The organism is Paenibacillus sp. LK1 (genome assembly GCF_002750415.1).
Lineage (GTDB): Bacteria > Bacillota > Bacilli > Paenibacillales > Paenibacillaceae > Paenibacillus > Paenibacillus taichungensis.
Genome location: NZ_PEII01000011.1, coordinates 236839 through 263280 on the forward strand (window position 1 = coordinate 236839; position 26442 = coordinate 263280).

Annotated in this window: 30 protein-coding genes; 2 read left to right on the forward strand and 28 right to left on the reverse strand. The window is 46.3% G+C overall.

Annotated features, from left to right (window positions below; all coding sequences use genetic code 11):
• Nucleotides 1-85: 85 nt before the first annotated feature.
• The 14 genes from trpE to mtrB form a co-directional block, all read right to left on the reverse strand.
• The gene (trpE, locus tag CS562_RS23655) at nucleotides 86-1657 is read right to left on the reverse strand and encodes an anthranilate synthase component I (protein ID WP_099858399.1); all 1572 of its coding nucleotides are present in this window, start codon (nucleotides 1655-1657) and stop codon (nucleotides 86-88) included.
• 485 nt (nucleotides 1658-2142) lie between these two features.
• The gene (locus CS562_RS32660; RefSeq protein ID WP_170867816.1) at nucleotides 2143-2304 is read right to left on the reverse strand and encodes a hypothetical protein; all 162 of its coding nucleotides are present in this window, start codon (nucleotides 2302-2304) and stop codon (nucleotides 2143-2145) included.
• A gap of 49 nt (nucleotides 2305-2353) precedes the next feature.
• Nucleotides 2354-2731, reverse strand: a complete 378-nt coding sequence (aroH, locus tag CS562_RS23660) for a chorismate mutase (protein WP_063566773.1) — start codon at nucleotides 2729-2731, stop codon at nucleotides 2354-2356.
• A gap of 5 nt (nucleotides 2732-2736) precedes the next feature.
• Complete coding sequence (gene aroB / locus CS562_RS23665; protein WP_099858400.1) at nucleotides 2737-3831, reverse strand: 3-dehydroquinate synthase; 1095 nt, start codon at nucleotides 3829-3831, stop codon at nucleotides 2737-2739.
• A 1-nt stretch (nucleotide 3832) separates the two neighbouring features.
• The gene (aroC, locus tag CS562_RS23670) at nucleotides 3833-5002 is read right to left on the reverse strand and encodes a chorismate synthase (protein WP_063566771.1); all 1170 of its coding nucleotides are present in this window, start codon (nucleotides 5000-5002) and stop codon (nucleotides 3833-3835) included.
• A gap of 246 nt (nucleotides 5003-5248) precedes the next feature.
• Nucleotides 5249-6043, reverse strand: a complete 795-nt coding sequence (locus CS562_RS23675; RefSeq protein WP_076288938.1) for a CheR family methyltransferase — start codon at nucleotides 6041-6043, stop codon at nucleotides 5249-5251.
• Between the two features lie 24 nt (nucleotides 6044-6067).
• Nucleotides 6068-6511 carry a nucleoside-diphosphate kinase gene (gene ndk / locus CS562_RS23680; RefSeq protein WP_063566769.1) on the reverse strand — a complete coding sequence of 148 codons (444 nt, stop codon included), beginning with the start codon at nucleotides 6509-6511 and terminating at the stop codon, nucleotides 6068-6070.
• A 191-nt stretch (nucleotides 6512-6702) separates the two neighbouring features.
• Nucleotides 6703-7677 carry a polyprenyl synthetase family protein gene (locus CS562_RS23685; protein WP_053780687.1) on the reverse strand — a complete coding sequence of 325 codons (975 nt, stop codon included), beginning with the start codon at nucleotides 7675-7677 and terminating at the stop codon, nucleotides 6703-6705.
• Nucleotides 7678-8016: 339 nt separating this feature from the next.
• The gene (locus CS562_RS23690) at nucleotides 8017-8634 is read right to left on the reverse strand and encodes a UbiX family flavin prenyltransferase (protein WP_063566767.1); all 618 of its coding nucleotides are present in this window, start codon (nucleotides 8632-8634) and stop codon (nucleotides 8017-8019) included.
• Nucleotides 8635-8636: 2 nt separating this feature from the next.
• Nucleotides 8637-9503, reverse strand: coding sequence for a UbiA-like polyprenyltransferase (locus CS562_RS23695; protein WP_063566766.1), 867 nt, complete (start codon nucleotides 9501-9503; stop codon nucleotides 8637-8639).
• Nucleotides 9496-10224, reverse strand: a complete 729-nt coding sequence (locus CS562_RS23700; RefSeq protein ID WP_076288936.1) for a demethylmenaquinone methyltransferase — start codon at nucleotides 10222-10224, stop codon at nucleotides 9496-9498. Before CS562_RS23700 ends, CS562_RS23695 begins: the two co-directional genes overlap by 8 nt.
• A gap of 15 nt (nucleotides 10225-10239) precedes the next feature.
• Nucleotides 10240-11103: a heptaprenyl diphosphate synthase component 1 gene (locus tag CS562_RS23705; protein WP_099858401.1), complete on the reverse strand. Its 864-nt coding sequence runs from the start codon at nucleotides 11101-11103 to the stop codon at nucleotides 10240-10242.
• A gap of 101 nt (nucleotides 11104-11204) precedes the next feature.
• Nucleotides 11205-11756 (reverse strand): hypothetical protein, encoded by a 552-nt coding sequence (locus CS562_RS23710; protein WP_099858402.1) that lies wholly within the window; start codon nucleotides 11754-11756, stop codon nucleotides 11205-11207.
• 98 nt (nucleotides 11757-11854) lie between these two features.
• The gene (mtrB, locus tag CS562_RS23715; protein WP_024630669.1) at nucleotides 11855-12076 is read right to left on the reverse strand and encodes a trp RNA-binding attenuation protein MtrB; all 222 of its coding nucleotides are present in this window, start codon (nucleotides 12074-12076) and stop codon (nucleotides 11855-11857) included.
• Between the two features lie 147 nt (nucleotides 12077-12223).
• Here mtrB and CS562_RS33065 point away from each other — a divergent pair, with 147 nt between their 5' ends.
• On the forward strand, nucleotides 12224-12385 hold the full coding sequence (locus tag CS562_RS33065) for a hypothetical protein (RefSeq protein WP_175382481.1): 162 nt from the start codon (nucleotides 12224-12226) through the stop codon (nucleotides 12383-12385).
• 66 nt (nucleotides 12386-12451) lie between these two features.
• Here CS562_RS33065 and CS562_RS23720 read toward each other — a convergent pair whose 3' ends face one another.
• The 5 genes from CS562_RS23720 to spoIVA form a co-directional block, all read right to left on the reverse strand.
• Nucleotides 12452-12724: an HU family DNA-binding protein gene (locus tag CS562_RS23720; RefSeq protein ID WP_024630670.1), complete on the reverse strand. Its 273-nt coding sequence runs from the start codon at nucleotides 12722-12724 to the stop codon at nucleotides 12452-12454.
• A gap of 220 nt (nucleotides 12725-12944) precedes the next feature.
• Nucleotides 12945-13931: an ABC transporter permease gene (locus CS562_RS23725; protein WP_063566763.1), complete on the reverse strand. Its 987-nt coding sequence runs from the start codon at nucleotides 13929-13931 to the stop codon at nucleotides 12945-12947.
• Nucleotides 13928-15445: a sugar ABC transporter ATP-binding protein gene (locus CS562_RS23730; RefSeq protein ID WP_099858403.1), complete on the reverse strand. Its 1518-nt coding sequence runs from the start codon at nucleotides 15443-15445 to the stop codon at nucleotides 13928-13930. The genes CS562_RS23725 and CS562_RS23730 overlap by 4 nt, the downstream gene beginning before the upstream one ends.
• Nucleotides 15446-15558: 113 nt before the next feature.
• Nucleotides 15559-16656 (reverse strand): sugar ABC transporter substrate-binding protein, encoded by a 1098-nt coding sequence (locus CS562_RS23735; RefSeq protein WP_076288932.1) that lies wholly within the window; start codon nucleotides 16654-16656, stop codon nucleotides 15559-15561.
• A 217-nt stretch (nucleotides 16657-16873) separates the two neighbouring features.
• On the reverse strand, nucleotides 16874-18352 hold the full coding sequence (gene spoIVA, locus CS562_RS23740) for a stage IV sporulation protein A (RefSeq protein ID WP_076288931.1): 1479 nt from the start codon (nucleotides 18350-18352) through the stop codon (nucleotides 16874-16876).
• 451 nt (nucleotides 18353-18803) lie between these two features.
• On the opposite strand from spoIVA, the gene CS562_RS23745 reads away from it, so the two are divergent.
• Nucleotides 18804-19193: a tautomerase family protein gene (locus CS562_RS23745; RefSeq protein ID WP_099858404.1), complete on the forward strand. Its 390-nt coding sequence runs from the start codon at nucleotides 18804-18806 to the stop codon at nucleotides 19191-19193.
• A 151-nt stretch (nucleotides 19194-19344) separates the two neighbouring features.
• On the opposite strand, the gene CS562_RS23750 is transcribed toward CS562_RS23745, so the two are convergent.
• The 9 genes from CS562_RS23750 to rpsA form a co-directional block, all read right to left on the reverse strand.
• Nucleotides 19345-20118, reverse strand: a complete 774-nt coding sequence (locus tag CS562_RS23750; RefSeq protein ID WP_257219590.1) for a hypothetical protein — start codon at nucleotides 20116-20118, stop codon at nucleotides 19345-19347.
• A 36-nt stretch (nucleotides 20119-20154) separates the two neighbouring features.
• On the reverse strand, nucleotides 20155-20508 hold the full coding sequence (locus tag CS562_RS23755) for a 2Fe-2S iron-sulfur cluster-binding protein (protein ID WP_099858405.1): 354 nt from the start codon (nucleotides 20506-20508) through the stop codon (nucleotides 20155-20157).
• A gap of 16 nt (nucleotides 20509-20524) precedes the next feature.
• Complete coding sequence (locus tag CS562_RS23760; protein ID WP_099858406.1) at nucleotides 20525-21142, reverse strand: hypothetical protein; 618 nt, start codon at nucleotides 21140-21142, stop codon at nucleotides 20525-20527.
• A gap of 83 nt (nucleotides 21143-21225) precedes the next feature.
• The gene (locus CS562_RS23765) at nucleotides 21226-21405 is read right to left on the reverse strand and encodes a DUF2768 family protein (RefSeq protein ID WP_053780676.1); all 180 of its coding nucleotides are present in this window, start codon (nucleotides 21403-21405) and stop codon (nucleotides 21226-21228) included.
• Between the two features lie 171 nt (nucleotides 21406-21576).
• Nucleotides 21577-21852, reverse strand: coding sequence for a stage VI sporulation protein F (locus CS562_RS23770; RefSeq protein WP_024630680.1), 276 nt, complete (start codon nucleotides 21850-21852; stop codon nucleotides 21577-21579).
• Nucleotides 21853-21951: 99 nt separating this feature from the next.
• Nucleotides 21952-22992, reverse strand: a complete 1041-nt coding sequence (locus tag CS562_RS23775) for an NAD(P)H-dependent glycerol-3-phosphate dehydrogenase (RefSeq protein ID WP_076288926.1) — start codon at nucleotides 22990-22992, stop codon at nucleotides 21952-21954.
• The gene (plsY, locus tag CS562_RS23780) at nucleotides 22985-23608 is read right to left on the reverse strand and encodes a glycerol-3-phosphate 1-O-acyltransferase PlsY (RefSeq protein ID WP_076288925.1); all 624 of its coding nucleotides are present in this window, start codon (nucleotides 23606-23608) and stop codon (nucleotides 22985-22987) included. Before plsY ends, CS562_RS23775 begins: the two co-directional genes overlap by 8 nt.
• 11 nt (nucleotides 23609-23619) lie before the next feature.
• On the reverse strand, nucleotides 23620-24942 hold the full coding sequence (gene der, locus CS562_RS23785; RefSeq protein WP_024630683.1) for a ribosome biogenesis GTPase Der: 1323 nt from the start codon (nucleotides 24940-24942) through the stop codon (nucleotides 23620-23622).
• 184 nt (nucleotides 24943-25126) lie between these two features.
• A complete protein-coding gene (gene rpsA, locus CS562_RS23790; RefSeq protein ID WP_076288924.1) occupies nucleotides 25127-26341 on the reverse strand; it encodes a 30S ribosomal protein S1 in 1215 nt (404 codons plus the stop codon).
• Between the last annotated feature and the right edge of the window lie 101 nt (nucleotides 26342-26442).

The following is a 26442-nucleotide window of genomic DNA, read 5'->3' on the forward strand; positions in this document are numbered from 1 at the left end:
CCTTCCGCATGACTATCTTTAGTTACAAATCGCTCTGATTCTTCATTCATGACTGGGTTCATATTCATTTCCGGTCTCTCCTCTCTCAGTTTTGTGCAGCAGTGGCTGGGGTAACAAAATAATCGGCGTTGGCAAGTTTCAAGGTGTGATCCTTCTCTTTGGCAGGAAACATCGCTTCTGCTGTGCGAATCGCTTTCAGCAGCGCTTTGGCTTTATTTACTGTTTCTTCATATTCATTCTCAGGCACCGAATCCCATACAATTCCGGCTCCAGCCTGCACATAAGCTTTTCCTTTTTTGAAGATAATCGTTCGAATTGTAATACAGGAGTCCATGTTTCCTGAGAAACCAAGATAACCGATAGCACCTGCATAAGCACCCCGCGCTTCTTTTTCCAGTTCCGCGATAATCTCCATCGCACGCAGCTTCGGCGCACCGGATACCGTCCCCGCTGGCAAACATGAAAGAAATGCATCAAAGAAATCCTTGTCTTCTCTAAGCTCACCTGTAACGTTGGACACCATATGCATGACGTGGGAATATCGTTCAATCTCCATGAACATGTCACATTTCACACTTCCGAAGTTAGACACACGTCCCAGATCATTACGCCCCAGATCAACAAGCATCAGATGTTCCGCACGTTCCTTCTCATCCTGCAACAGATCTGCCGCTAATGCACGATCTTCTGCTTCCGTAGCTCCTCTTGGACGAGTCCCCGCAATCGGCCGTGTCTCTACGCGGTTTCCATCCACTTTTACCAACGCTTCCGGTGAAGTCCCTACAATAATTTCATCGTCCATCTTCAGATAATACATGTAGGGTGATGGATTCAACGTCCGAAGCACGCGATATACATGCAGCGGAGAAACTTCGGTATCTATATGGAAACGTTGGGATAATACCACTTGAAAAATATCTCCTGCCCGAATGTACTCTTTGGCTTGCTCTACATTTCCGATAAACTGTTCCTTCGTGAGATTGGATCGAATATCCCCCAGTTCCACGTCTCCTGGAATGGAACGCGGATTCAGGTTTTCCCCTGGTCCTTGCTGCTGCAAGCGTTCAGCCGCCTGTTCCAGCTTCTCAGAAGTTAAAGCATAAGCTTGACGGATATTATCATCCGTTGCACCGTCTTTCACATGTACATTGCCCACAAGTAGCATCTGCTGCTTCACATGGTCAAACACAATAATCTGGTCACAGAACATGAAGCGAATATCATCCATTTTCAGATCATCCAGCGCGTGGGCCGGAAGCTTCTCATAATATTGCAGCAGATCGTATCCAAAGAAACCAATGGCCCCGCCTGTAAATGGCGGCAGTTCATCATCTTTCGGACTGCGATACTTACGCAGCAGCGCTTTGAGCTCTTCAATCGGCTTGCCTGGCAGTTCTCGAATCTGTCCCGCTTCTTCTACCACGATCCGCCCTTTTTTGGCCGAGATCATCAGGAACGGATCTGTACCGATGAAGGAATATCTCGCCCATTGAATTCCCCCCTCCACACTTTCCAGCAGAAATGCCCGGTCGTTGTCAGCATAACGGCGGAAAATCCGAATCGGGGTCTCCATGTCTGCCAGAATCCGTTTGACTACCGGAATCAGATTATATTCATTCGACATTTTCAGTACTTGATTAACGTTTGGCGTTATCATCAGATCACGTCCTTTCAGATTTATATAAGTTCAACTAAAGAGGTTTACACTGAGCACTCCGATGACAGAACACCCTGCCGATTGCTGTTATCCCCAGATTTTTTGATTCCCCTTCTAAAGGGAAAATCCGGTGATAAAGGCGAACGCTCCGCTTCTTCAGGTTATTTCTGTCCTCTCCGTTTTTGTGTAAAAAGTTTAGTTGAACCTATATGGGTAGAAGAAACAATTCAATATACAAAAAAAACCTCTACCATCAGGTAGAGGTTTGGTTATAAGCTGTTTCAACAGGTTGGTGCTTCATAAATAACAAGTCCCTATACATGCATCCTTACCGAATTATCACACAGGCTGTTGTATGGATGTAATATCAATCCATCAAATACAAGGAAATGTACCGGCATACACTAATTCTCACCCAGAGCACTCATTCTTTCATAAAATGCAAGAGGATATCGGTCGTGTTATACCTAAACAAAACGATGTCGCTAGACACGTTTGCATTCCTTCATCCTGTTTCTAATAATTCCGTAGCTCGACGTACCGCGAATCAGTTGACCGGCTTCTGTTACTCCGGTTACCACCCGCTGGACTCTGCTATATACTCCACTCATCTCAGCTGCTCTCAGCTCAATCTCTACTCTACTCAACTGGTTCTCACTATACATCATTCCGAATGATTTGACAACCACTCTAATCTTACGAATTGGAAGGTGCCGCCAAATCGGGACGCAGAGACTGTGCACCGTTAAGATACACATGGTTGATTTCATTCTGACCTTTTGCAGTGTTAACATGTACCATAAAACGGATGCACTGTGGCAAGGCGCCTGCAACCGGAACTTCTAATGCACACATCAAAGGTACAAGCTCCCAGCCATCCAACTGGCGAATTGCCTTTGCTGGGAAAGCTGCATCCAGATCTCCAGTCATCGTAATCCAGACACTGCAAATATCTTCGGGTTGGATCTCGTTACGATCCACGATTTCCTGCAAAAGTACAGCCGTTTCTTTCAAAATATGTTCTTCGTTATTATGCGTGACCGTAGTAGCCCCGCGAATTCCCCGAGTAACCATCGCTTTTAATCTCCCTTCTTGAGCATTTCAATGACTTCGCGTACTGCCGTAACCGGTACATCCTTTACAATTCTGGCAGCGCCGATCCGGTCAGGAATAATGAAGACCATATGGCCCTCACGGAACTTTTTGTCGTGCATCATTGCATCCATTAATGCATCCGTATCCAGATGTTTTGGCATCGTCACCGGAAGGCGCAATGAACGCAACATGCGAACCGTGTCGTCATAGAGTCCTGCTGGAGCTCCCAACTTCTCGCCGAGCAATGCCGAGCCCGCCATACCAATCGAGATGGCTTCACCATGCAGAAATTCGCCGTAACCAGCAATCGCTTCAATAGCATGACCAATCGTATGACCCAGGTTTAACAATGCACGTTCTCCATTTTCTCGTTCGTCACGTGACACAATCTCTGCTTTAATACCACAGCCTCGTTCCAAGCCATATCCCAGAGCTTCTGGATCAAGAGCAAGCAGCTCATCTGCATGTTCCTCACACCAGTATGCAAAAGCTTCATCCCGAATCAGTCCGTGCTTCAGCATCTCTGACAAACCAGCCGAGACATCACGTGGCGGTAAGGTTTGAAGAGTATCCACATCATAGAGTACCAGCTCTGGCTGATGGAATGCACCGATCATATTTTTAGCCAGCGGATGATTGACAGCTACCTTGCCGCCAACACTGCTGTCATGCGCAAGGATCGTCGTAGGCACCTGTACAAACTTGATTCCACGCATATATGTAGCAGCAACAAAACCAGCCAGATCCCCTACTACACCCCCGCCTAGAGCAACAATCGCCGAACTGCGATCCAGTTTGCCTTCGATGGCGACAGTCATCATATCCTGATATACCGAAAGGGATTTCGATGTTTCACCCGATGGAACAATTGCGGAGACGACTGTAAAACCAGCCGTACTCAGCGTTTTTTCCAGATTGGACAAGTATTTGGGTGCCACATGCTCATCAGTAATAATGAGTAAGGGGCTTTTTTTGGTTAAGCCATATTGCTCAAAATATTGAGGTGCTTGAGCCAACAGGCCGCTGCCAATTAGGATTGGATAAGAGCGTTCCTCCAACTGCACCGTCAGCTGGCGCATCTTAGTAATTCTCCAGTTGATTATTGTAGTTAGCAAAGTTAGCGCGAATTTCCTCCATGGAGTCTCCGCCAAATTTCTCAAGGAAAGCTTTTGCAATTTCCCAGGCTACCACATGCTCCATTACGACGCTAGCTGCCGGAACAGCACATGCATCAGAACGCTCAACCTGGGCTGTAAATGCTTCTTTTGTATCGATATCCACACTTTGAAGCGGTTTGTACAACGTAGGAATAGGTTTCATAACCCCACGTACCACAACTGGCATACCGTTAGTCATTCCGCCCTCGAATCCGCCCAAACGGTTGGTAGCTCGGTGATAACCACGCTCTTCACTATGCACGATTTCATCATGCACCTGAGAACCACGAATCGTTCCAGCTTCGAACCCAATACCAATTTCCACACCCTTGAATGCGTTAATGGACATTACACCCTGAGCAATCCGTGCATCCAGTTTACGGTCATACTGCACGTGACTACCAAGCCCTACAGGTACACCTTCAACGATACATTCCACGATTCCACCGATGGAGTCGCCTTCCTGCTTGATCTGATCAATGTAGGCTTCCATCTTTTTCTCGGTTTCAGCATCGGTTACACGCACGGAAGAAGCTTCTGTCACTTCGATCAGTTCATCGATCGGCAGATCTTGATAAGGAGCTTCAATTTCTCCGATACGCAACACACGTCCAGCTACTTTGATTCCGAATTCAGCAAGGAATTGACGTGCAATAGCACCACATGCTACACGCACCGTTGTTTCACGGGCACTGGAACGCTCCAGTACATTACGCAAATCTTTCAGGTTATATTTGAGCCCACCATTCAAATCAGCATGTCCCGGACGTGGACGATGAACGCGACGTTTCTCTTCGTCACTGCCTTCAATCGGCTCAATATTCATAATATTCTGCCAGTGTTTCCAGTCATTATTTTGAACAACCAATGCTACAGGAGCACCTGTTGTATATCCGTGACGGATACCACCAACGAAATTGGCCTGATCCTTCTCAATTTGCATGCGACGTCCACGGCCATATCCTTTCTGGCGGCGGTGAAGCTGAAAATTCAGTTCTTCAAAGTCAATATTCAGATTGCTTGGCAATCCTTCAATAATTGCGGTTAATTGGGGTCCGTGCGTCTCCCCTGCGGTTAAATAGCGTAAACTCATAATACGTTCCCCCTTTAAACTGTTAAACTTCACATTGCTAAAATCCCATAATTTCTTTGCTTATTATAGTATAGCTGACCGGCTTTGACAAGAAAACTGGTCGTTTCTTGTCCTAAACTGGATTGGACTCGAATGGTGATTGATTGAGATGTCGACGACTGTAAGAAGTATCCATTCATTCATTATGCAAATAACCGCCTGGACACATATACATGTGCACGCCAGACGGTTATGAAATAATTAAAATTATTTTTTGCGATAAAAGAATGTTTCCGCTGTCTCCAGACCATATTGTCCCGGGGAAAAAATCTGTTCCGTACTGCCCACGAACAAAATACCACCTGGACGCAAACTTGTTGCAAACTTGTGATACAACAGGTTTTTGGCTTCCTCGGTAAAATAGATCATGACATTACGACACACAATCAGATCATATCCTTCGTCAAAACGATCCAGTAACAGATTTTGCTTCATGAACTTAACTGAACTTTTCAGTTGTTCATCAATACGGTACACCAAGCCATCCTGCTTGAAGTATCGATTGGCTGTTTCCTTCGGAACATCTTTAAGCGAGCGTTCCATATAACGCCCTTCCTTGGCTTTAGCGAGAGCACCTTCATCCAAGTCACTTGCCGTAATGGAGCTTCCCTTAAGAATGCCCATCGTGTCCAGAATCATCGCTAGCGTGTACGGTTCTTCGCCTGTAGAACAAGCGGCACTCCACACTTTAACGCCACGCTTCGGACCTAGTAACTCAGGCAGGATTTCATCCCGCAGTACTTCCCAGCGATTAGGGTTACGCCAAAATTCCGAGACGTTAATGGTCATGCGATCCAGAAACTCATAAAACAAGGACTTGTCCTTTTGCATGGCATCAAAAAAGATAGAAAACGTATGAAATCCGTTTTTGTTACGAAGTGTGGTCAGCCGTCTTTTCATCTGGCCTTCCTTGTATTGAGCAAGATCAATGCCTGTGCTCTCTTTGATTTTCCGAATAAATCCGGCGTAATCCGGGTCTAGTAGTTGTTCCTGCTCCAGCATCGTATCACCCTTCTGGCTAAAAAATTACAACCAGGCTGCGATGCTCTTGTCGTACGTTACCAGCTCATCCGGAGTAAAGAAGTTTGCTGCTTCACGAGTGGCGCTTTCCGGTGAATCCGCCCCATGAATCAGATTATGCGGTGTGTGGCTGGCGAAATCTCCGCGAATTGTACCCGGAGCCGCTTCCTTCACATTGGTTTTCCCGATTACGATGCGCGCAAGTGCCACGATGTCGTCACCTTCCCAGACCATAGCAAATACAGGTCCAGATGTGATAAAACGAACCAGATCATCGAAGAACGGTTTCCCCTCATGTTCAGCATAATGGCGTTTGGCCTGATCTTCAGACATCTGCACCAGCTTGCCTGCCACCAACTTAAATCCTTTGTCTTCCAGACGGCTAACGATACGCCCTATCAATCCACGCTGCACACCATCCGGCTTCACCATCAAAAATGTACGATCCATAGGCTCACTCCTCACTCACGGTTCAAAGTTATTTCATTATGTAAACGCAATCCCTTTGATTGTAACATACATGTCCAAATCCTCCCAATGAGGAATATCACATAAATGTTATTTTTGAGTAAGAGACAGCTACACGAGGAACTGCATTCATGAAAAGATGCCCGTCCATAGCAGTCTAATGTTCAAACATATTAATGCGTACGTTTGACCACAAAATGAGCGATATCACGCAAGTTTTTGGTGGTCTTGATGTTAGGTAGTTGATCCAGAGCATCGAGCGCTTTCTTCATATATCGGTCAGCCAGGGCTTCTGCTTTAGCAATTCCTTGACTTTGGCGAATCATGCCAATTGCATCGGATGCACTCGCCCGTCCCTCCTCGTGCTGAACGCGGGTTATCTCCTCCAGCAAAGGTTCACGCAAATTAGGTTCCTGCAATGCATAAAGTACAGGCAGCGTGATATTTCCCTGCTTCATATCACTCCCTGGAGGCTTGCCCAATTGCTTCTCGGTACCAACCAGATCAAGTACATCATCTTGTATCTGGAACGCCATACCCACGTTGTAACCATAGGTGTACAGCAACGAAGATACATGTTCCGGCGCACGAGTAGCAAGCGCCCCCAGCTGGCAGCTGACAGCAATAAGAAGCGCCGTTTTGCGACGAATTCGTAAGAGATAGTTACGTACACTTTGTCCCGTATTGAAAAAGTCCCGAATTTGCTCCATTTCACCAATGGACATCTGCACCATCGCTTTGGCCAGAATACGGTGTATCGCCGGATCGGACAGGCCCGCAGTCATCTCAAGCGCCTTGCCGTAAATGTAATCTCCGGTGTACATGGCAATCCGATTATCCCATTTGGACTTCACCGTTGGTTTACCTCTTCGTGTCGCGGCATTATCAATAACATCATCGTGAACCAGTGAAGCCGAATGAATTAGTTCCAACGGAACCGCTACCAGCTTCAGACGTTCAATATCGTATGTACCAAATTTCCCACCGAGTAACACAAATACCGGACGCAAACGCTTACCCCCTGCCTTGAGCAGGTGAAGTGACGTTTCACTTAGCAGCTTCTGTTCTCCCTGAACACTGCGATACAACTCTTTTTCAATGTAGTCCATGTCTTTTTTTAACAATCCGAAAATATCCAATAGTTTCATTCGTTCACCCGTGTCAGCGTATTGTCAGTCCATAAATCCATGCTTACCTTCCCCTCCAGCAAGTCGGGCCTGCAGGCATAACGAAAAACCAGGGCTTGCCTTTCCTGCTTGTGTTCTTCTGAGACGTACTACTCTTCTTCGAATGTCAAGGCCGACATCCGGGAATTAAACTCTGCGACTTGTTCTGAAACATAAGTACAGAAGTTGCCGGAGCATGGGTCAAGGCTGTGGTTCCATCCAAAGGTCACCATCAGCGCTCACCAATACCCCGGGATTGGGGGACAACAAATTGCCCCTGCAATTCGGTCAGCAGATTCAAAATTGCAGGAAGCTAAGAAGTTATCCCCGTTCATCCGGTTCTCCCCATCTGGTAAACAGTTGATGCGGGATGCGCAGACTATCAAGCACTTTACCCACCAGAAATAGAATCAACTCGTCCATCGTTTGGGGTTTGTAATAAAAAGCAGGCATGGCTGGTATCATTCGGACACCAAGCCGTGAGAGTTTCAGCATGTTTTCCAGATGGATTGCATGCAGTGGCGTCTCACGTGGCACCAAAATCAGCGTTCTTCCCTCTTTCATCATGACATCTGCAGCCCGGGACATTAGATTGTCCGACGAACCTTGTGCAATGGATGAAAGAGTACCCATGGAGCACGGCATTATAATCATGCCTTCTGCCAAGAAAGAACCACTTGCGATGGAGGCACCAATATCACTAACGGGATGATAGATCAGGGAACCCGCACGGCCGCCGAATTTTTCTTCCAGCACACGGTCCCGATTCGTAACATCCCAGTCCATTTCTTCTTTTAATACACGCCACCCGGCATTGGAGATCACCAGATGCACGGTGTATTCAAGATCAAGCAGCGTTTCAATTAATCTGATGCCATATATACTTCCACTGGCCCCGGTAATTCCGACAACTAGTCGTTTATTGTCCGGCTGCTGCATCTTTATTTCACCGCCAGATCAATTAAAGTAAATGTAAATACAACCAGACTTAGCACACTGTTCATTGTAAAGAATGCGGTCTGCACGCGGCTCATGTCATTTGGCGATACAATATAGTGTTCATAGAAGAGGATACCATAAGTAATCAGCATTCCGGCACCATACCACCAGCTCAGATCAGTCAACAATAACAAAGCAAGAAAACCGATTGCGGTAATCACGTGGAAGAACTTTGCGATCTGCAATGATTTGTTAAGACCAAAACGGGAAGGTATGGAATGAAGACCCTCGCCCTGATCAAAATCCAGATCCTGACATGCATAGATGATATCGAACCCTGCAGTCCAGAACACAATCGTAACGTACAGTACAATCGCTGTCCAATCCATCGTACCCGTTACCGCTACCCAGCCCCCCAGTGGAGCCAGACCAATGGTCATACCGAGCACTACGTGGCACAACCAGGTGAAACGTTTGGTATATGAATACAATACCAGCATAAATACAGCTATCGGCAACAGCTGCATGGATAACACGTTAAGGTTGGATGAAGCCCAGAACAAGAGCACAAACGATACTATGATAAAAATAACGACCTCACCATTTTTCAACAAACCGGCGGGAATTGCTCTCATTGCGGTACGTGGATTTTTCTTGTCTATGGCCTGGTCAATCATGCGGTTCAAGCCAAAAGCAGCACTTCTTGCACCAATCATAGCCAGTAATACCCACATTATCTGCATCCAGGTCGGGAATGTATCATTCACTACCATGGAACCGAGAATGGCCCCCATAAATGCAAAAGGTAATGCGAAAAGCGTATGTTCAATCTTAATCATTTCTAAAAAGATGCGAATTTTCCTAAACATGCTGATTCTCCTTGGTTCCAATATGCAATGCCGCAATACCTCCGGTCAGAGGATAGGCCTGCACTTGCTTTAATCCGGTTTCTGCAAAAATGTCGGCCAGTTCCTTCCTCCCTGGAAAAAGTGCCAGTGAGTCCGGCAGCCATTTATACTGCTCATAACGTTTGGCAAACAATTTGGCAATGTTCGGTAATAGTTGTTCGAAATAAAAATAATAAATAGCTTTAAATGGTTGCCATGTCGGCTTAGACAACTCCAGACAAACTACCATGCCTCCCGGTTTCACTACACGCTTCATCTCTGACAGAACTTGTCTGAGATCAGGTACATTGCGAAGTCCAAATCCAATGGTGACATAATCAAATGAATTGTCTTCAAAGGGAAGTGACATCGCATTGCCTTGAACCAGCGTGATCTGTTTCTGACGGTTTACAGCATCAACTTTGGTCTGTCCAACTTCCAGCATATTGCTGCTAAAATCAAGTCCATGCATGTGACCCGTTTCACTTGCTTGGGCCATGGCAAGTGTCCAGTCACACGTGCCGCAGCACAAATCGAGACCGGTATCGCCTTTGGACATATTCATTTTCTTCATGGTAAATTTACGCCAAGCTTTGTGCCTGCGGAAACTCAGAATATCATTCATGACGTCATATTTACCAGCTATACTCTGAAAAACAGAATGGACAAATTCTTCTTTAGGTTTGGTCTCTCCGCTCCCCATTCGTCTGTCTCCCCCTCAATCTTCCCTAACTGCCGCATGTGAAGGCTGCAAATACGTCAGGTAAGGCTCCAGGATTGCATTGATCTCATGCAGGCCCAGTTGATCTTCCTCGTCTTGCAGCAACAGTTGTATACGGTGTGTACACTCACGAAGCTTGTCCAGCAAAAACTCGCCGATCCGATACTTCAGCACCATACCGCTCCATGCTCTTGTATCCGGCTCGGGCTGACGCAGCATTTTTCGCTCATCGTCATTACCGTACTCGTAAATATGCCAGAAAGCATAACTGTGATAAAATCTCTGTTCGTCATTCATCCGACGCAGCTCTTCCATAATTGTCTCGCAGTAGCTGAATTCGGCCAACAGGTCGTTCCATAGCGATGCTTCGTTATCACGGATCATGCCTGTAAAAGAAAGAAACAGCTGCATCTTCAGCTGTACTGTTTCACGCAAGTATTCTTCAGCCGAAACGAGAAGCTTTTTCATCCGTTCATACAGCGTCATCTTGCGTGCATTCACTTCGGATACAGCACCACTAAGTTTACCGATCATTTCAATTTTACCTGCATGGGCAAGCAACTGATAGAAACGACTACTGAAATAATCTCCGGCAAGCACGTTCAGCTGGCGTGAACGCATCTCCAGTTCTCTACGCTCTCCGGATATCGTATCGATTCGATCATGCGTATCCATGGCCAACTGAACGAGCGAGGTTGCGAGAGCGTATAGCTCATCATGCACCTTTTCGTCTGTGCGGCCCACAAATACCTGCAGCAGACGAGCCCGGCTATCCGGAAATGATGGGATTTCCGTATGTTGTCGAATCATGTCGTAATCCGTATATTTCTTTGCTAGTTGGGGTACGCGATATGAATTCATTCTCAGCCTCCGAGCCTTTACATTGTTAAACCATTTCTGCACTACAATCTTATATATTATAGCATATGTTTATCGGGCACGCACTGAATCATGCTATTCTATTACCCCTGACTTGACATTTCGAATTGCTTCTTCCAAAGTTCGGTCTCCATCATGTGAAACCAGTCCTTTAATTCGTCCGAGAGGATCGGACTATTCCAGTCTCGAAGCGTTTCGATTGCATACATTGGCCATTCCCCACGCCGAAAATCGGCAGCGAGCAACAAATGTCTTTTATGAAGCCATTCATCTTCTGCCATAACACGCAGCATCACCTGTTCCACGTTATCCAGACTTCGAAATCCTAAATCTGCCACAGCAGCCATATTACCATAGATTTCGGTGTAACTTGTGCTGGTTCCGGTAACCTTTAGATCAAGTGTCAAAATGGATTGTTTCCACTCCACCCTGGCAATGGGTGTCGATAATTTCATGGTGCTCAGCACGTCCACCAGATTGTCTTCTGTTAGCTGGACGGGATGCTGCGCCACAGAAACGGGTTGTACGTTTTCACCGCCCAAGGTACGCATATGTAAGGTTTGTATGGCAACAAGCAGAAGGACCGCCGCAACCGTTGCCAGCAGTGAAGCAGTCACGATCATCCGCGGTTTCATAAATGCCTCCCTGCCCTTACCTATTAGTGTAGTCTGTCCGGTAAAGGCTCATACCTCATTGTACAATGAAAAAAAGCAGGCTATGCCTGCAATTTTCATTATTCCGACTGAATCTGTCCATGCTTCGTAATCAGCGTGGCTTTTCCACGGATTTTAATGGCGGAAGTATGATTGGTAAACTGGGCAAACATGACTTCTCCCTTATCCAGCTTCTCCGTATGGTGGAAGCGGGTATCCTGACCTCGGGTTAAGCCGATCACCTGAACACCGTTCTCCTCCGCCTTAATTACGATATAATCACTGCCGGTTGGATGATCCATCACGCACATCCCCTCTCCTAGTTCAATAGCGTTAATGATGATAAATATTGTTTCATTTGTCAACCAGCCCTTATGTGGATGGAGCGCAATAATCTTTTACTCCCAGGTCATACTACAAGTGACCCTGCCACAGAAAGGAGAGTTTATATGAAGTACATTCCCGCAGCACTAACAGACGAGCATATTCACCAGTTAAAAGAAACCGAACAGCATATGTCCGCAGCAGCTGGAGAAGAGCTTATTCTGATTGCCTATGCACAGCAACCGGATGATCCGGAATCGCAAGATGGCAGGAAGAAAAATAATTAAAGGACAAAAGAAAAGGCCGTGAACAAGTCACGGTCTTTTTGTCGACATATGGAATATGTAGAAATCTTATTTAATTCCGTCTTTGAGCGCTTTACCTGGTTTGAATGCAGGAATTTTGCTCGCAGGAATTTCGATTTCTTCACCTGTTTGCGGGTTGCGTCCTTTACGTGCAGAGCGCTCGCGAACTTCGAAGTTCCCAAAACCAACCAATTGTACTTTGTCTCCGCTTTGAAGAGCCTCAGAGATTGCTTCGAATACGGCATCAACCGCTTTCGTTACATCCTTTTTGGACAATTCAGTAGCTTCGGACACGTGTGTAATCAAGTCTGATTTGTTCATTTGTTTTTTCACCTCCTGAATCAATGTCCTGAATGTTATACTGTGTTTCCGTTTTATAGCGAAATATACGTTCATACACAAAAAATCTACGTACATCTTGAGCGTGATGAACAGAAATCTCGGCCTGCGGTCAACAGTCATTTCTGGCAGAATGTCGCCTGAAACAAAGGTTGTTTCAGACGCCGAACAAATTTTATACTAATACAGACAGCACACAATTTCAAGTGCGGTTGCGGTTTAACACGTAAAATGTAACCGCCAGGGCAAGCACGAGCACCCCACCTTTTACAATATCATGCGTGAAATATTGAACATTCATCATAGTCAGACCGTTCACCAGAACACCAATCAGAACCGAACCGATGAATGTTCCGATCACGTTTGGTTTACCTGCACCAAATACGGAGAATCCGACAAACACAGCAGCCACGGATTCCATTAACAACGGTGATCCCGCATCGATTTGCCCTGAACCTACTTTGGATGCATAGATAATACCGCCGATTGCAGCAAACACTCCAGCAGCTACATAAGCGAGTGTACGCACCTTTTTCACCTTGATACCGGATAGGCGTGCCGCTTCTTCATTGCCCCCCGTAACGTACATCTGGCGCCCATACTTCGTATAGGTCAAAAAGATATGCACACCGATAACCGCAATGAGCAGCAGGATGACCGAAATCGGCATTCCCAGCCATTTTCCCTGCCCAAGCTGCAGAAATGTGGGGTCCATCTCTCCGGCAGCCTTGCTTCCGTCAGGAAACTGCATATGGTTATAGATCGTGTATCCTTGAGCATACGTTTTATGAATTCCACCGATAATGTACATCGTGGCAAGTGTAGCGAGTAGATCCGGGATACGCAGTTTCACAATAAGCAAGGAATTAAGCCAACCAATCACAGCCCCAATAATTAGTGGGACGATAATGACAACTGCCAGCGGCTGCTGATACCAAATCATCAATGAAGCAGTAACGACAGTAGTTAACGAGACGGTAGCCCCCACCGAGAGGTCAAATCCATCAACAATGAGAGATAAGGTAACACCAATCGCCACAAATGTCACGATAGAGATTGAACCCAAAATATCGGTCAAGTTACTATATGTGAAGAAATAAGGCAATTTAATACCGAAAAATGCTATAACACCAATAATAACGATAATTGCGCCATAACGGAACGCAAAATCCAATGATTTATCTTTCATGCTCCCACCTCTTGTCCACCGCTTGCATAGTATAGCAGCTGTTCTTGGTTAGTCTCGCCCCGTTTGAATTCCTTTACGATAGTTCCTTCACACATGACTGCAATTCGATCACCAATGCCCAATCCTTCATCCAGTTCACACGTGAAATAGATAACAGCTTTACCCGCCAAAGCCAGTTCGTTAATGATGCGAAAGATGTCACTTTTGGCGCCGATATCCACACCTTTTGTCGGCTCATCAAAGATAAAGACGTCTGCGTCCGCATTCAGCCATTTGCCAATGGCCACCTTTTGCTGATTGCCACCGCTTAAATACTTCACTTCCTGCCGCACTGACGATGTTTTGATACCGAGCTGCTGCACCAAAGATTCCGCATTCTCACGCTCTCGCTTTCGACTTACAAAACCTAATCTACTAAGACGTGCAAGCAAAGGCAGGCTCAAATTCCGTTCTACGTTTTCCTCAATTAAAATCCCCTGTTTCCGCCGTTCCTCAGGCACGGAGACAATGCCCTGAGCCGCAGCATCAGCTGGTTGGGAAAGACGAAGTTCACGATTGTTAAGCCGAATCTCTCCACTCTCCAGCCGATCTGCACCTATCAACAAGCGGGAACATTCCGTTTTCCCCGCACCTACAAGCCCTACCACAGCAAGCACTTCGCCTCGACGAACAGACAGGTCCACGCCCTTGACCCGGACTCCACGCCGAAGTCCTCTTGCTTCCATCAGCACTTCACCTACCGGGGCTTCTGTCTTGGGGAACTCTTCCTCAAACGGTTTTCCGAGCATCTGCGTCACCAAATCATTGATGGTAAGCTCTTTTGCCTCACCCGTGAACACATGTTGTCCATCTCTCATAACGGTAACGCGGTCACAGTGACTTGTAACTTCAGGAAGACGGTGCGTAATAAAAATACATGCCACTCCGCGTTCTTTCAATAAATGAACGATTCGAAAAAAAGCATCCGTTTCTTCCTGGCTCAGCGGTGCAGTTGGTTCATCAAAAATAATGACCTTGGCATCCTGAATCAGGATACGTGCGAGCAGAATCATCTGCTTCTCCGCGAGTGTCAGGTCGGCTACTTTTTTGTGAACCGATATAGCCGCTCCTAATTGCTGCAAAGCTTCAGCCGCACGCTGTTGCAGTTTCCGCGGGCTTTTCCACCAACCTCCACTCGGCGACGCCAATTGATCCAGCATAATGTTCTCGGCAGCTGTCAATTGTGGAACTAGCGCAGCATCCACTTCCTGGTACACACAGTGAATTCCACTCGCTTTAGCATCTCCTGGTGAATTCAGATGAATTGTTTGCCCACTTAATTGAATGGTGCCCTGATCCAGTTGATAGGCACCAGATAGAATTTTCATCAATGTGCTCTTGCCGGCACCATTCGCACCAAGCAGCGCATGAATTTCCCCGCCTTTCACGGAGAACTCCACGTCTTTCAGTGCAGGAATGCCTGCAAACTGCTTGTGGATATGTTCCATTTGAAGCAGAATCGGTGCAGTACTCATGACGCCAACCTCCAATCGCTCCCCTCCGGGAGTACACTATTCTCATGTAATTAGTTATATTTACATCATGGTTGGAAAAAGCGCGCCTTGTGGCGCGCCTCCGTTACGCTGTTTTATTTAGCAGTAACTCCGTATTCCGACATCCAATCCTTGATTCCCTGTGTACTTCCTCCCCAGCCCTCAACATACTCGGACAGCTCTGAAGTGGAGATTTGTTTGTCTGGCAGCGCATCGCGCTGTACATAAACCGGGTTGAGAACCACTTGATCCTCTGTCTCATCCCCATTCAGCTTCTGGTACGCATAACGAACCTGAACACGTCCAATGTCTGTTGGATCAACCGCTGCGGAAGCTACCCAAGGATTTTTCGGATCCTGGATCATCTGCAAATCTTCATCACTCATGTCAATACCATATACCTTGATCTCATCACGTCCTGCTTGCTGAATGGCACGTGCTGCACCTTTAGCGAACTCATCCCAAGCAGTCCATACCGCCGTGATTTCACCTTTTGGATATTGTTTCAGAATCGCTTCCATTTTGGCTTGCGTATCCAGCGCTGGATTCTGTGCTGAACCAAACGTTGCAATCTCCTTAATGTCCGGGTTTTCTTTCAGGAACTTGCCATAAGCAATTTGACGACGTTCCATTGGTGCAAAACCGGCTACCCATACTTTTACGATATTGCCTTGTCCGTTAATATCTTTTTTCATTTGCTCCAGCGTAAGCTCAGCCATCTTCTGATCATCCTGGGACAACACTGTTGCTCCCGGAACGCTAATGTCTGCATCGAACACAACAACCGGAATGTTTTGTTCTACTGCCTTTTTCACGCCCGGCGTCAGCAAGGAATCCCCATGATCCGTTAGAATGGCATCGAATTTCTGGTTAATTGCGCTATCGAGCAACGATACCATTTTGGCTTTATCATTATCGGCGACAAACGTAGTCAGTTGTCCTCCGAATTTTTCGATTTCTTCTTTAACCCCTTGCACATATTGCTGTGAGAACGTACCTGTGTTAAATTCCATAATCAGTGCAATTCGTTTTCCACTGAGTGGGCCTGTTACTGCTTCGGTTTGAGGCTTGTCCTCTGCTGCGCCGGAAGCTGTAGTTGAAGCAGGTTCTTTTTTAATTCCGCAAGCGGACAGCGCCAATGTAAATACAAGCAGCACACTCAACCATACCCATTTTGTGTTTTTCCCTCTCATCTCTTTCTCCCCCTGTTCACACTCTCTGTGATCTCGATCACAATAGTTGAATATTAATATAACGGCTAATCCCTAGTATGTAAATGGGTTTTAGTAATTTAAAGCTAAAACTCGCTAAGTTTTCATCCGAAACTAAAGTATCTTATCCAGTTCATCCAGAATCATGTAAATAAAACAAGAAAAAGACCGCGAGGGGTACCCCTACGGCCTTTTGGACTTACAGAATTATAGCGATTAATCCACCGGAACCTTCGTTAATAATACGTCCCAGCGTCTCTTGCAATTTATATCGTGCGTTGTCTGGCATCATCGCAATTTTACCCTGAATGCCTTCTCTCACGATGGAATGCAGTGAACGACCGAACATATCTGAATCCCATACCTTGATCGGATCGTTCTCGAAGTCCTGCATCAAGTATCTCACCAGTTCCTCACTCTGTTTTTCCGTTCCGATAATCGGTGCAAACTCCGATTCCACATCGACCCGGATCATGTGAATGGATGGTGCGGTTGCTTTCAAGCGGACGCCAAATTTGGTACCCTGCCGGATGAGTTCTGGTTCATCCAATGCCATTTCGGCGAGGGATGGAGCCGCGATGCCGTAGCCAGTCGTTTTGACCATCTCCAGCGCCTCAGCGAAGCGATCATACTCCCTCTTCGCATGGGAGAATTCCTGCATCAATTGCAGCAGATGATCTTTACCTCGAATTTCAATACCAACAACTTCCACGAGGATCTGATCATATAGTTCATCCGGTGCATACAGATCGATTTCTGCCACACCTTGCCCCATGTTCATACCACTCAGACCGGCTCGGTCGATGAATTCGTATTCCATGAACTGAGCAACTACCCGATCCACGTCACGCAATCTGCGGATATCCTTAACCGTATCGCGAACGGAATTTTCATAGTTGCTGCGCAGCCAGTGATTTTCATTCAGCACCATCACCCAGCTCGGCAAATTCACATTCACTTCATGTACAGGGAACTCATACAGCACTTCGCGAAGTACACCTGTCACATCATCTTCGGTCATTGTAGCTGCACTGAGTGTCATAACCGGAATGTCATACTTGGCAGCAAGCTCACTTCGCAACTGCAGCGCTTCTTCACTGCGAGGACGAGTGGAGTTGATCACCAGTACAAACGGTTTGCCTACTTCCTTCAGTTCGGCTATAACGCGTTCCTCTGATTCCACATAGGAACTCCGGGCAATCTCAGCGATTGTGCCATCTGTTGTGACCACCACACCCAATGTGGAATGCTCCTGAATGACTTTGCGTGTACCAATTTCGGCAGCTTCCTGGAAAGGAATCGGTTCTTCAAACCAAGGCGTGGAGATCATGCGTGGTCCATTCTCATCCTCGTATCCCTTGGCTCCTTCCACTGCGTAGCCTACACAATCCACAAGGCGCACATTGACATCAAGTCCCTCGGCGACCTTGATTTGAACCGCGTTATTAGGTACGAATTTTGGCTCCGTAGTCATGATTGTTTTGCCAGCTGCGCTCTGTGGCAGTTCATCAACTGCCCTCCCGCGGTCTGCCTCGTTTGTGATGTTTGGCAGTACAATCGTTTCCATGAAACGTTTGATAAATGTTGATTTACCTGTCCGGACTGCGCCGACAACCCCGAGATAGATATCCCCTCCGGTCCGCTCGGCAATGTCCTTAAAAATGTCCACTTTCTCCAATGAAATCCCCTCCCTAAATTACTCCGAAGGAAAAATGCTAAAGAGCATCCGCTTCGTTTTTTCAATCAGAAGACTGAAATCCCTGCAACGGTAGAGCCGCCTTTGTGAGTGCCCGGAAGTCGTCCGCCGCCGAACGTTGCATTCTGATGAAACCGGCGAAAGCGGCGTTAACTCGTACATGCAATTGGACTAGTATCATCTTATGTATCCGTATGCAGCATTATGACGCGTATTTTTTGTTTTTTTCTCAAGGTAGTTGCCTTAAGAGAATCGCCCCGCTCTCGGACTGCGCGTCTTTATTTCAATCTACTTTATGAGCGTGCCGAAACTTTTATGCCGGTTCGTTGATTTGGTTTTCGTGGTACCGTTCATGCCGTGCAGAAGGTATACTGTGAGGGTAAGGCATTTTTTAGCAGAGCAGAGATAATGAGATGAGAAAGGTGAGATGAGCATGGCACAGATCAAAGTATATGGACTAGGTGAGCACCTGAATCCATTGAAAGCGCAGCTTTCACAAGTTATACACTCCGTTATGGTGGATGTTGTGGGATTACCGGAGAACAAGAAGTTTCAACGTTACTTTCCCATGGACACGGATGATTTTCTTTTTCCCTCTGATCGTTCAGCAGCATATACCATTATTGAAATTAGCATGTTCGAAGGCCGCACAGATCAAGTCAAGAAAGAACTTATTCAGCAATTATTCACACGAATGAATGAACAGTTGAAGTTATCACCTAATGATGTGGAGATCACCATATTTGAAACACCGCGTAGTCATTGGGGTATTCGGGGATTACCCGGCGATGAACTTGACTTGAGTTATAAAGTGGAGGTCTGAACAACGTAATCTGAATATAGTTTATGGTCCTTATGATGTGAACTATAAACCAACATACAAGAAAGAGATATTCCGTGATGCGGAATATCTCTTTTTTTACCTTAAGGATAATCATTGATTGCATGCATTCGAATTGAATTAACGCTCATTATTACTTTGTTGCAACCGGGGTGTTATTCTGCCAGGTATAGGCGACCGATTTTACAGGGACAAAGTAAGAATGCTCCAGCAAGAATTCACGCATATCTTCCACTTTTGTTGGAGCATTATCTGACTTCTCTACAGCCTGCATAATGTCAAAAGCATAATCCACATAGACATTGCCCTCGTCATCCATCATGAAAGGCAGTTCCTGACCCGAATATACACTATTCAGTGTAACCGCTGGGGCACCTACCTGTGCGGCTTGTTCCATATCTACAGCGTATAGATTCGGATACAATTCTTCCCCACTTGGCAGTTGATTGTTATGTACGGACTTGTACTGGTTGACCATTCGCTGAACATCATTTACTTTCTGTACGGTTTGAAGATCCATGACTTTGACTGTCGGGTTCACTTCTTCATCCTGAATGAGAAAGTAAGCGCTCCCACCACTTTCAAACGCAGTGCCGGGTATTTCATCCAGATACCCCTGCTGTTTCAGCTTGGACAGATCTACTCTGAATTTTTCATATTTCGGTGTTTCTATATCTGCATTGACCATGGGCAAAATCCCCTGATCCTGTTGGAATGCTTCTACCGCAGTTTGAATACGGCTTACGCTTTCCCTATAAGCTATTTTGGGATCAGGATTACTCTGGGATTGATACATACACCCCGTTGCTGTAAATGCAAACAATAGGAACAAGAGTAGACAGGACATCTTCTGCAAATGACGCCTCTGCCCTCTTGGTTTCGCGACCTTCGCCATATTCTCGTTCATCCGTATCCTCCTTGAAATCGTTCCACTCAGGTATTCTTAGAACCAATCGTCCTCTTCCTGCTGTTGACGCTCCAATTGTTTACGAATCGCTGCCTTCAGCGGGTCCTCCGGAACATGAACCATCACCGATCCCCGCACCTTTGCCTGACATGACAACCGAGTACCTACATCCAGCAGGGAACCTAGCTTACGCTTCTCCGCATCTGTTGGTGGATGAAGCGCTGCAAGATGTTCCGAATCTACTTTCACCTTACACATCAGACAGGCTGCCTTTCCATCGCATCGCGTTGCAATTTTCACCCCTGCACGACGTGCAGCATTTAGCAGTGTTACACCCGGCTTTAGCCGAATCGTTTTATTTTGCGGTAAAAATGTAATATTGTAATCCATCATTCTTCCTCCCAACCTATTGAGGCCATTCGAAGCCAACAAGCTCTTCCACTTCTGCTCTGAATCGGCTTGTCCATATATTTTGCTTCCCCAATAAAGTCATTAGAGGTTGATGTGATTTGGGCATCTGCCGGATCTGTCTTGCAATGGGTTCATAACGATCGGCACGGCCTCTCATTAGATTGAACAACAGCTCATGAGCAAGCGGCATTAAACGCAATGTGTAAGAACCCACTTTGGCTTCAGGTGCATACTTGGCCAATATATGCTCAATTTCAATGCGGTACCAACTTTTACGTGACCACACTTCGAAACCACCAACCAGTTCCAACGCACAAGTCCCTACCTGATAATGACTGAGCAGCGAGGCATAAGGTCCAGTTTTATCTACGACAGGCTCGTCCAGCACCATTCCAGGCGCAGATTTATGAAGCAACTTCGCGGCGGTGATGTCAGCGTAAACATCAATATCTCTGGGAGCCTGCTGTAATTCCACCTGTTGGAGCAACAACCCACAGCTTCCCCCAAGCAGCCACGTATAAGGCTCTGCATCCCAAGCTTTCGCCGTTTCCAGCAAAGCCGCTTGTAATTCTGGATAGCGCTCTATCCGATCCTCCGTTTCATGCGACCTCATCGGCTCACCTTCCCTTCATCCGTTTTCGTTGTGTCAGTTCTTATGATGTGTTTATGCGGATGTTATCTCTCAGGCGAGAAAGATCAAGTCAGAGAAGCTATTCCGCCGAAGAAGCCAATCAGCATAATGAGAAAAGCAATTAAAGAAAGAATCCCCCGTACAATACCTTTCGTTTTGGATCGAGCAAACGTAATCAGGAATACAGATAGTCCCATAATAAGGATTGCGACCAATGAAAGCCACATCTTGTCCATCGCGTTCATAATCCAGAGTTCTCCCCTTCAGTCCGTTATTCATCACTGACACTGTGACAATTGCAACTATTATAACACGAAACATTGCTCAGCTTTCCAAAAAAAAAGACAAAAAGCAAGCCGGCAGATGCCGACTCGTCTTTTTGTCTTGCCTGATCGCCTGCACGCAGGCGCGATCTATTATTTTTTCATCATCATTTTCATTAATGATTCCATACTGTTTGGGTTTAATCCGCTTTTTTTGACGGCACTCACGATATCCTGAACTGTATCCTCAGATACCGGCACTTTTGCCATGGCGGATACTTGCTTGATCAGTTGGCGCAATTGAGCTTCATTCTGCATGGTGGACGGTTTTACTGTACTCGCCAATTTCTTGACGGCACCTTCCGTAATCGATTTCCCTGTTTTTTTGTTGATCGCTTTCAGCGCTTCCTTGGAAATGTTGTTAGCCATTCGTCTCCCCTCCTCCGGCAATACTCATGTGTATAATATGAGTGCACCGCAAAAAAGGTGAAGAGGCTTCTCATTTCGGGAAAGCTGCCTACGCTACCATCAGGAATGCCACTGCTCCCATGTTTCAAGCGTCATGACTTCCATTTCGGTCTTGGGATCACGTCCCATCAAAGCTTCAACCGCATCCCGCGGCTGTCTCTCTTGAAAAAGAACGTGATAAAGCTGATCTGCAATCGGCATTTGCACACCGTATTTCTGAGAAATAAAGTGGGCGGCCTGCGTGGTCCGAATACCCTCCACAACCATGCCCATGGAATTCAAAACATCGTCCAGCTTCTGTCCTTTGCCCAGCAAGGAGCCAGCTCTCCAATTACGGCTGTGCTGACTGGTCGCAGTCACGACCAAATCACCGATCCCTGCGAGTCCAGAAAACGTGAGCGGATTCGCTCCCATCTCCACACCGATGCGTGTGATTTCGGCAAGCCCGCGTGTTAACAACGCTGCTTTGGCATTGTCACCAAAGTTAAGCCCGTCTGACATACCAGCTCCTAGCGCGATAATATTTTTAAACGCTCCCGCCAGTTCTACACCGATCATATCTCGATTCGTGTACACACGGAAATAAGCATTCATAAATAAACCTTGAGCCGCCTCGGCAGAAGCTTTATCCAGTGATGCCACAACAACCGTCGTTGGGCAACGCTTAACCACTTCTTCCGCATGGCTTGGACCAGAAAGTACAACGACACGGCCTTCTTCACATTCGAGTTCTTCCGAAATGACCGTGGACATACGTTTCAGACTTTCTGTCTCAAAACCCTTGGTTGCATGAATGACTAACATTTCCGGTTTGTAATAGGCCTTAAGCTGATGTGCAACCGAACGCATCGCCGATGATGGAGCAACAATTAACACAGCAGAAGCCCCTTCAACTGCCGTCGCCATATCCGTGGTTGCCTGAATACGAGGTGACAGCTCTGCATCGGGAAGGAAGCGTTGGTTTGTATGTTTATTATTGATCTCTGCGGCCTGGTCTTCACCACGTGTCCACATGATCACATCCAGTTGATTGGCAGCCAATACACTGGCAAGTGCAGTACCCCAACTGCCAGCAACCAGAACAGCAACTTTTTTAGACAACGCGTTTTCCCCCTCCAGGGTTTTTCGATCCCAATTTATTTTCCTGTCCTTTGGCGAGCTTCGCAATATTGGTACGATGTCTCCAGAACGCAAACAGACAAATAATCAGACTTCCCCAGAAGATACTCATCGAATATCCGGGTAACACAAGGATGAAGAGCGGTGTCAAAGCTACAAAAATAAGGGAACCCAATGAAACATATCGTGTCAATACGATGGACAGGATCGCAAATACCCCGGCGCATAGCGCAGGAATAAGTGCAAGAGTCACGAGTACACCAATCGCTGTCGCAATTCCTTTTCCTCCACGGAAACGGAAGTACAGCGGCCAGTTATGTCCTGCAATGGCAGCTATACCACTAAGTGCAGGAATCCAATCGGAACCATTGCTGAACCAAACCCCAATCCAAACGGCCGCAATACCTTTGAGTACATCCAACAGCAGTACCAGAATTGCTGGTCCTTTACCCAATATCCGCAAAGTATTGGTAGCCCCTGCATTTCCGCTTCCGTGTTGACGGATATCGATCCCCCGTAGTGCTTTTGCAAGGAGGACACTAAAGCTGATTGAACCGAGCAGATAGCTCAGTACAATCGCTGCGATTTGTAAAATCACAAACTTCTCCCCTAACCTTCGTCGGACTTCCTCCGAGTAAATATGCGAATTGGCGTCCCTTCAAAATCAAACGCTGCACGAATTTTATTCTCCAGGTAACGTTCATAAGAAAAGTGCATCAATTCCGGATCGTTCACAAAAATAACCATGGTCGGAGGTTTAACTGCAACCTGAGTCACATAGTTGATTCTCATTCTGCGTCCTTTATCTGTTGGTGGCGGATTAATCGCCACTGCATCAGACACTACATCGTTAAGCAGATGCGTCTGAACACGCATCGAGTGCTGCTGGGCCACACGCTGCACCACAGGCAACAATTTTTGTAAGCGTTGTTTTGTCTTGGCTGACAAAAATACAACCGGAGCGTAAGTCATAAACAGGAAATGATCCCGAATTTTTTTCTCAAACTCATTCATTGTTTTATCAGACTTCTCTACAACGTCCCATTTGTTCACAACAAACATGGAGGCTTTGCCTGCTTCAAATGCATAACCTGCAATATGCTTGTCCTGCTCGATAATGCCTTCTTCACCATTAATTACAATCAGAACAACATCTGCACGCTCAATGGCACGCATCGCACGCATCACGCTGTATTTCTCCGTGGTCTCATAGACTTTACCACGTTTACGCATACCTGCTGTATCAATCAGCACATAGCGCTGACCATCTTTTTCAAACGGTGTATCGATCGCATCCCGCGTCGTACCAGCAACATCACTGACAATAACACGTTCTTCGCCCAAAATGGCATTCACCAATGAAGATTTACCCACGTTAGGACGTCCGATCAGAGCTACACGAATGACATCGTCATCGTAAGTCTCTTCCTCAAGTTCAGGCAATTTCTCAACGATGGCATCCAGCAAATCACCTACACCTGTACCATGACTTCCCGATACTCCGATTGGATCACCAAATCCAAATCCATAAAACTCATAAATGAGCTCACTGCGCCCGATATTATCCACTTTGTTAACGGCTACAACGATAGGCTTACCTGAGCGGTACAACATCTCTGCGACTTCTTCATCAGATTGCGTAATCCCTGCTTTTGCATCACACATGAATACAATAACATCCGCTTCTTCAATGGCGAGCTCTGCCTGCATCCGGATTGATTTTAAAATGACGTCCTCGCCGTCGATTTCGATACCACCTGTATCGATAATGCTAAATGGTTTACCGTTCCATTCGCCGATTCCGTAGATACGGTCACGGGTAATGCCCGGCTTGTCTTCCACAATGGCCAATCTGTCGCCGATGATCCGATTAAAAATGGTGGATTTGCCCACATTCGGTCGCCCGACAATTGCCACAACGGGTCTTGCCATACATTCCACTCCTCCTGTCCATACTTACGATAATCATCATAGCAAAAAACGCCTGTCTTGGCTAACGTTTCATGCCGTTATACTCGCAATAAAAACAATCGGCGAACCCGCTGGGGCTCGCCGATCTTGCTTTTATTGTTCAGCAAAATATGCAGTATATAACTAAGAACCATGCATGTATAACTTATTTGAATTTGCTGAGTTTGTCACCGAAGCGCTCGCCGAGCGTGATGCTCAGACCTTGATTGCTCAAGGAAACGTTCGGGTTGTTGATTTCTTCACGTGGAGCATTGTTTCTTGCAGGTCTTTCTGATTTTGGCGCTTGAGCAGGAGCTTCTTCAGTTTCCTTGATGCTCAGGCTTACACGTTGCTCAGAAGGATTCATGTCCAAGATTTTAACTTGAACTTCTTGTCCTTCTTTCAACACTTCGTGCGGAGTGCCAATATGTTTGTGGGAGATTTGCGAGATATGCACAAGTCCCTCAACACCAGGAGCGATTTCAACAAAAGCACCGAAGTCAACCAGACGTTTTACAACACCTGTTACGATATCGCTAGAGTTGAATTTGTCGCCAGCTGTTTCCCAAGGACCTGGTTGAACAGCTTTCATGCTCAGGCTGATTTTACCTTTTTCAGGATCAACTTTCAGCACTTTTACGTTTACTTTATCGCCTTCAGACAGAACGTCCGATGGTTTGTCAACGTGTGTCCAAGCCAGCTCGGATACGTGAACCAATCCGTCTACTCCGCCAACATCAACGAAAGCACCGAATTGAGTCAAACGTTGTACCGTACCTTCGATAACTTGACCTTCTTGCAAACCAGCCATAACCGTAGCTTTGTTTGCTTCGAATTCTTGCTCAAGTACGTCTTTTTGGGAAAGGATCACTTTGTTATTCTCACGGTCGATCTCTTTCACTTTAACACGCAATGTGCGTCCTTTGTAATCGCTGAAATCTTCAACGAAATGGCGCTCTACCATGGAAGCCGGGATAAATCCGCGTACGCCCACGTCTGCTACCAGACCGCCTTTAACAACGTCAGCTACAACAACTTCGAATACGTCTTGGTCTTCAAAATGCTTTTGCAATTGATCCCAAGCGTTTTCGCTGTCGATTGCACGTTTGGACAGAACGAGTTTTTCTTTCTCGTCGTCGATGCTAAGTACTTTAGCTTCAACTTCTTGTCCAACTTCAACTGCATCAGACGCGCTGTCTACGTGTAGGGAAGACAGTTCACGAATTGGAATTACACCGTCATATTTATATCCAATGCTCACATAGGCTTGGTTATCTTCCAATTTGACGATGGTTCCTTTTACGGTATCTCCTTTTTTCAAGGAAACGAATTGATCCAACTCATCTTGGGTTGCTTCTTGATTTTTCATTTCTTCCGACATGTCAAATACCCTCCTCAATTCAAAAACCCCATTATATTCAAACCTGCCTGTAGCAGAGTTCAAAACACTTTCAGAACTAAATGCATAGCTTAGCTTCCCAC

Bases quoted from the DNA above. Each gene is read 5' to 3' on its own strand.
- trpE (WP_099858399.1), bottom strand. From the start codon at position 1,657: ATGATAACGCCAAACGTTAATCAAGTACTGAAAATGTCGAATGAATAT.
- aroH (WP_063566773.1), bottom strand. From the start codon at position 2,731: ATGGTTACTCGGGGAATTCGCGGGGCTACTACGGTCACGCATAATAAC.
- aroB (WP_099858400.1), bottom strand. From the start codon at position 3,831: ATGCGCCAGCTGACGGTGCAGTTGGAGGAACGCTCTTATCCAATCCTA.
- aroC (WP_063566771.1), bottom strand. From the start codon at position 5,002: ATGAGTTTACGCTATTTAACCGCAGGGGAGACGCACGGACCCCAATTA.
- CS562_RS23675 (WP_076288938.1), bottom strand. From the start codon at position 6,043: ATGCTGGAGCAGGAACAACTACTAGACCCGGATTACGCCGGATTTATT.
- ndk (WP_063566769.1), bottom strand. From the start codon at position 6,511: ATGGATCGTACATTTTTGATGGTGAAGCCGGATGGTGTGCAGCGTGGA.
- CS562_RS23685 (WP_053780687.1), bottom strand. From the start codon at position 7,677: ATGAAACTATTGGATATTTTCGGATTGTTAAAAAAAGACATGGACTAC.
- CS562_RS23690 (WP_063566767.1), bottom strand. From the start codon at position 8,634: ATGCAGCAGCCGGACAATAAACGACTAGTTGTCGGAATTACCGGGGCC.
- CS562_RS23695 (WP_063566766.1), bottom strand. From the start codon at position 9,503: ATGTTTAGGAAAATTCGCATCTTTTTAGAAATGATTAAGATTGAACAT.
- CS562_RS23700 (WP_076288936.1), bottom strand. From the start codon at position 10,224: ATGGGGAGCGGAGAGACCAAACCTAAAGAAGAATTTGTCCATTCTGTT.
- CS562_RS23705 (WP_099858401.1), bottom strand. From the start codon at position 11,103: ATGAATTCATATCGCGTACCCCAACTAGCAAAGAAATATACGGATTAC.
- CS562_RS23710 (WP_099858402.1), bottom strand. From the start codon at position 11,756: ATGAAACCGCGGATGATCGTGACTGCTTCACTGCTGGCAACGGTTGCG.
- mtrB (WP_024630669.1), bottom strand. From the start codon at position 12,076: ATGGATCATCCAACCGGCAGTGATTATATCGTAATTAAGGCGGAGGAG.
- CS562_RS33065 (WP_175382481.1), top strand. From the start codon at position 12,224: ATGAAGTACATTCCCGCAGCACTAACAGACGAGCATATTCACCAGTTA.
- CS562_RS23720 (WP_024630670.1), bottom strand. From the start codon at position 12,724: ATGAACAAATCAGACTTGATTACACACGTGTCCGAAGCTACTGAATTG.
- CS562_RS23725 (WP_063566763.1), bottom strand. From the start codon at position 13,931: ATGAAAGATAAATCATTGGATTTTGCGTTCCGTTATGGCGCAATTATC.
- CS562_RS23730 (WP_099858403.1), bottom strand. From the start codon at position 15,445: ATGAGTACTGCACCGATTCTGCTTCAAATGGAACATATCCACAAGCAG.
- CS562_RS23735 (WP_076288932.1), bottom strand. From the start codon at position 16,656: ATGAGAGGGAAAAACACAAAATGGGTATGGTTGAGTGTGCTGCTTGTA.
- CS562_RS23745 (WP_099858404.1), top strand. From the start codon at position 18,804: ATGGCACAGATCAAAGTATATGGACTAGGTGAGCACCTGAATCCATTG.
- CS562_RS23750 (WP_257219590.1), bottom strand. From the start codon at position 20,118: ATGAACGAGAATATGGCGAAGGTCGCGAAACCAAGAGGGCAGAGGCGT.
- CS562_RS23755 (WP_099858405.1), bottom strand. From the start codon at position 20,508: ATGGATTACAATATTACATTTTTACCGCAAAATAAAACGATTCGGCTA.
- CS562_RS23760 (WP_099858406.1), bottom strand. From the start codon at position 21,142: ATGAGGTCGCATGAAACGGAGGATCGGATAGAGCGCTATCCAGAATTA.
- CS562_RS23765 (WP_053780676.1), bottom strand. From the start codon at position 21,405: ATGAACGCGATGGACAAGATGTGGCTTTCATTGGTCGCAATCCTTATT.
- CS562_RS23770 (WP_024630680.1), bottom strand. From the start codon at position 21,852: ATGGCTAACAACATTTCCAAGGAAGCGCTGAAAGCGATCAACAAAAAA.
- der (WP_024630683.1), bottom strand. From the start codon at position 24,942: ATGGCAAGACCCGTTGTGGCAATTGTCGGGCGACCGAATGTGGGCAAA.
- rpsA (WP_076288924.1), bottom strand. From the start codon at position 26,341: ATGTCGGAAGAAATGAAAAATCAAGAAGCAACCCAAGATGAGTTGGAT.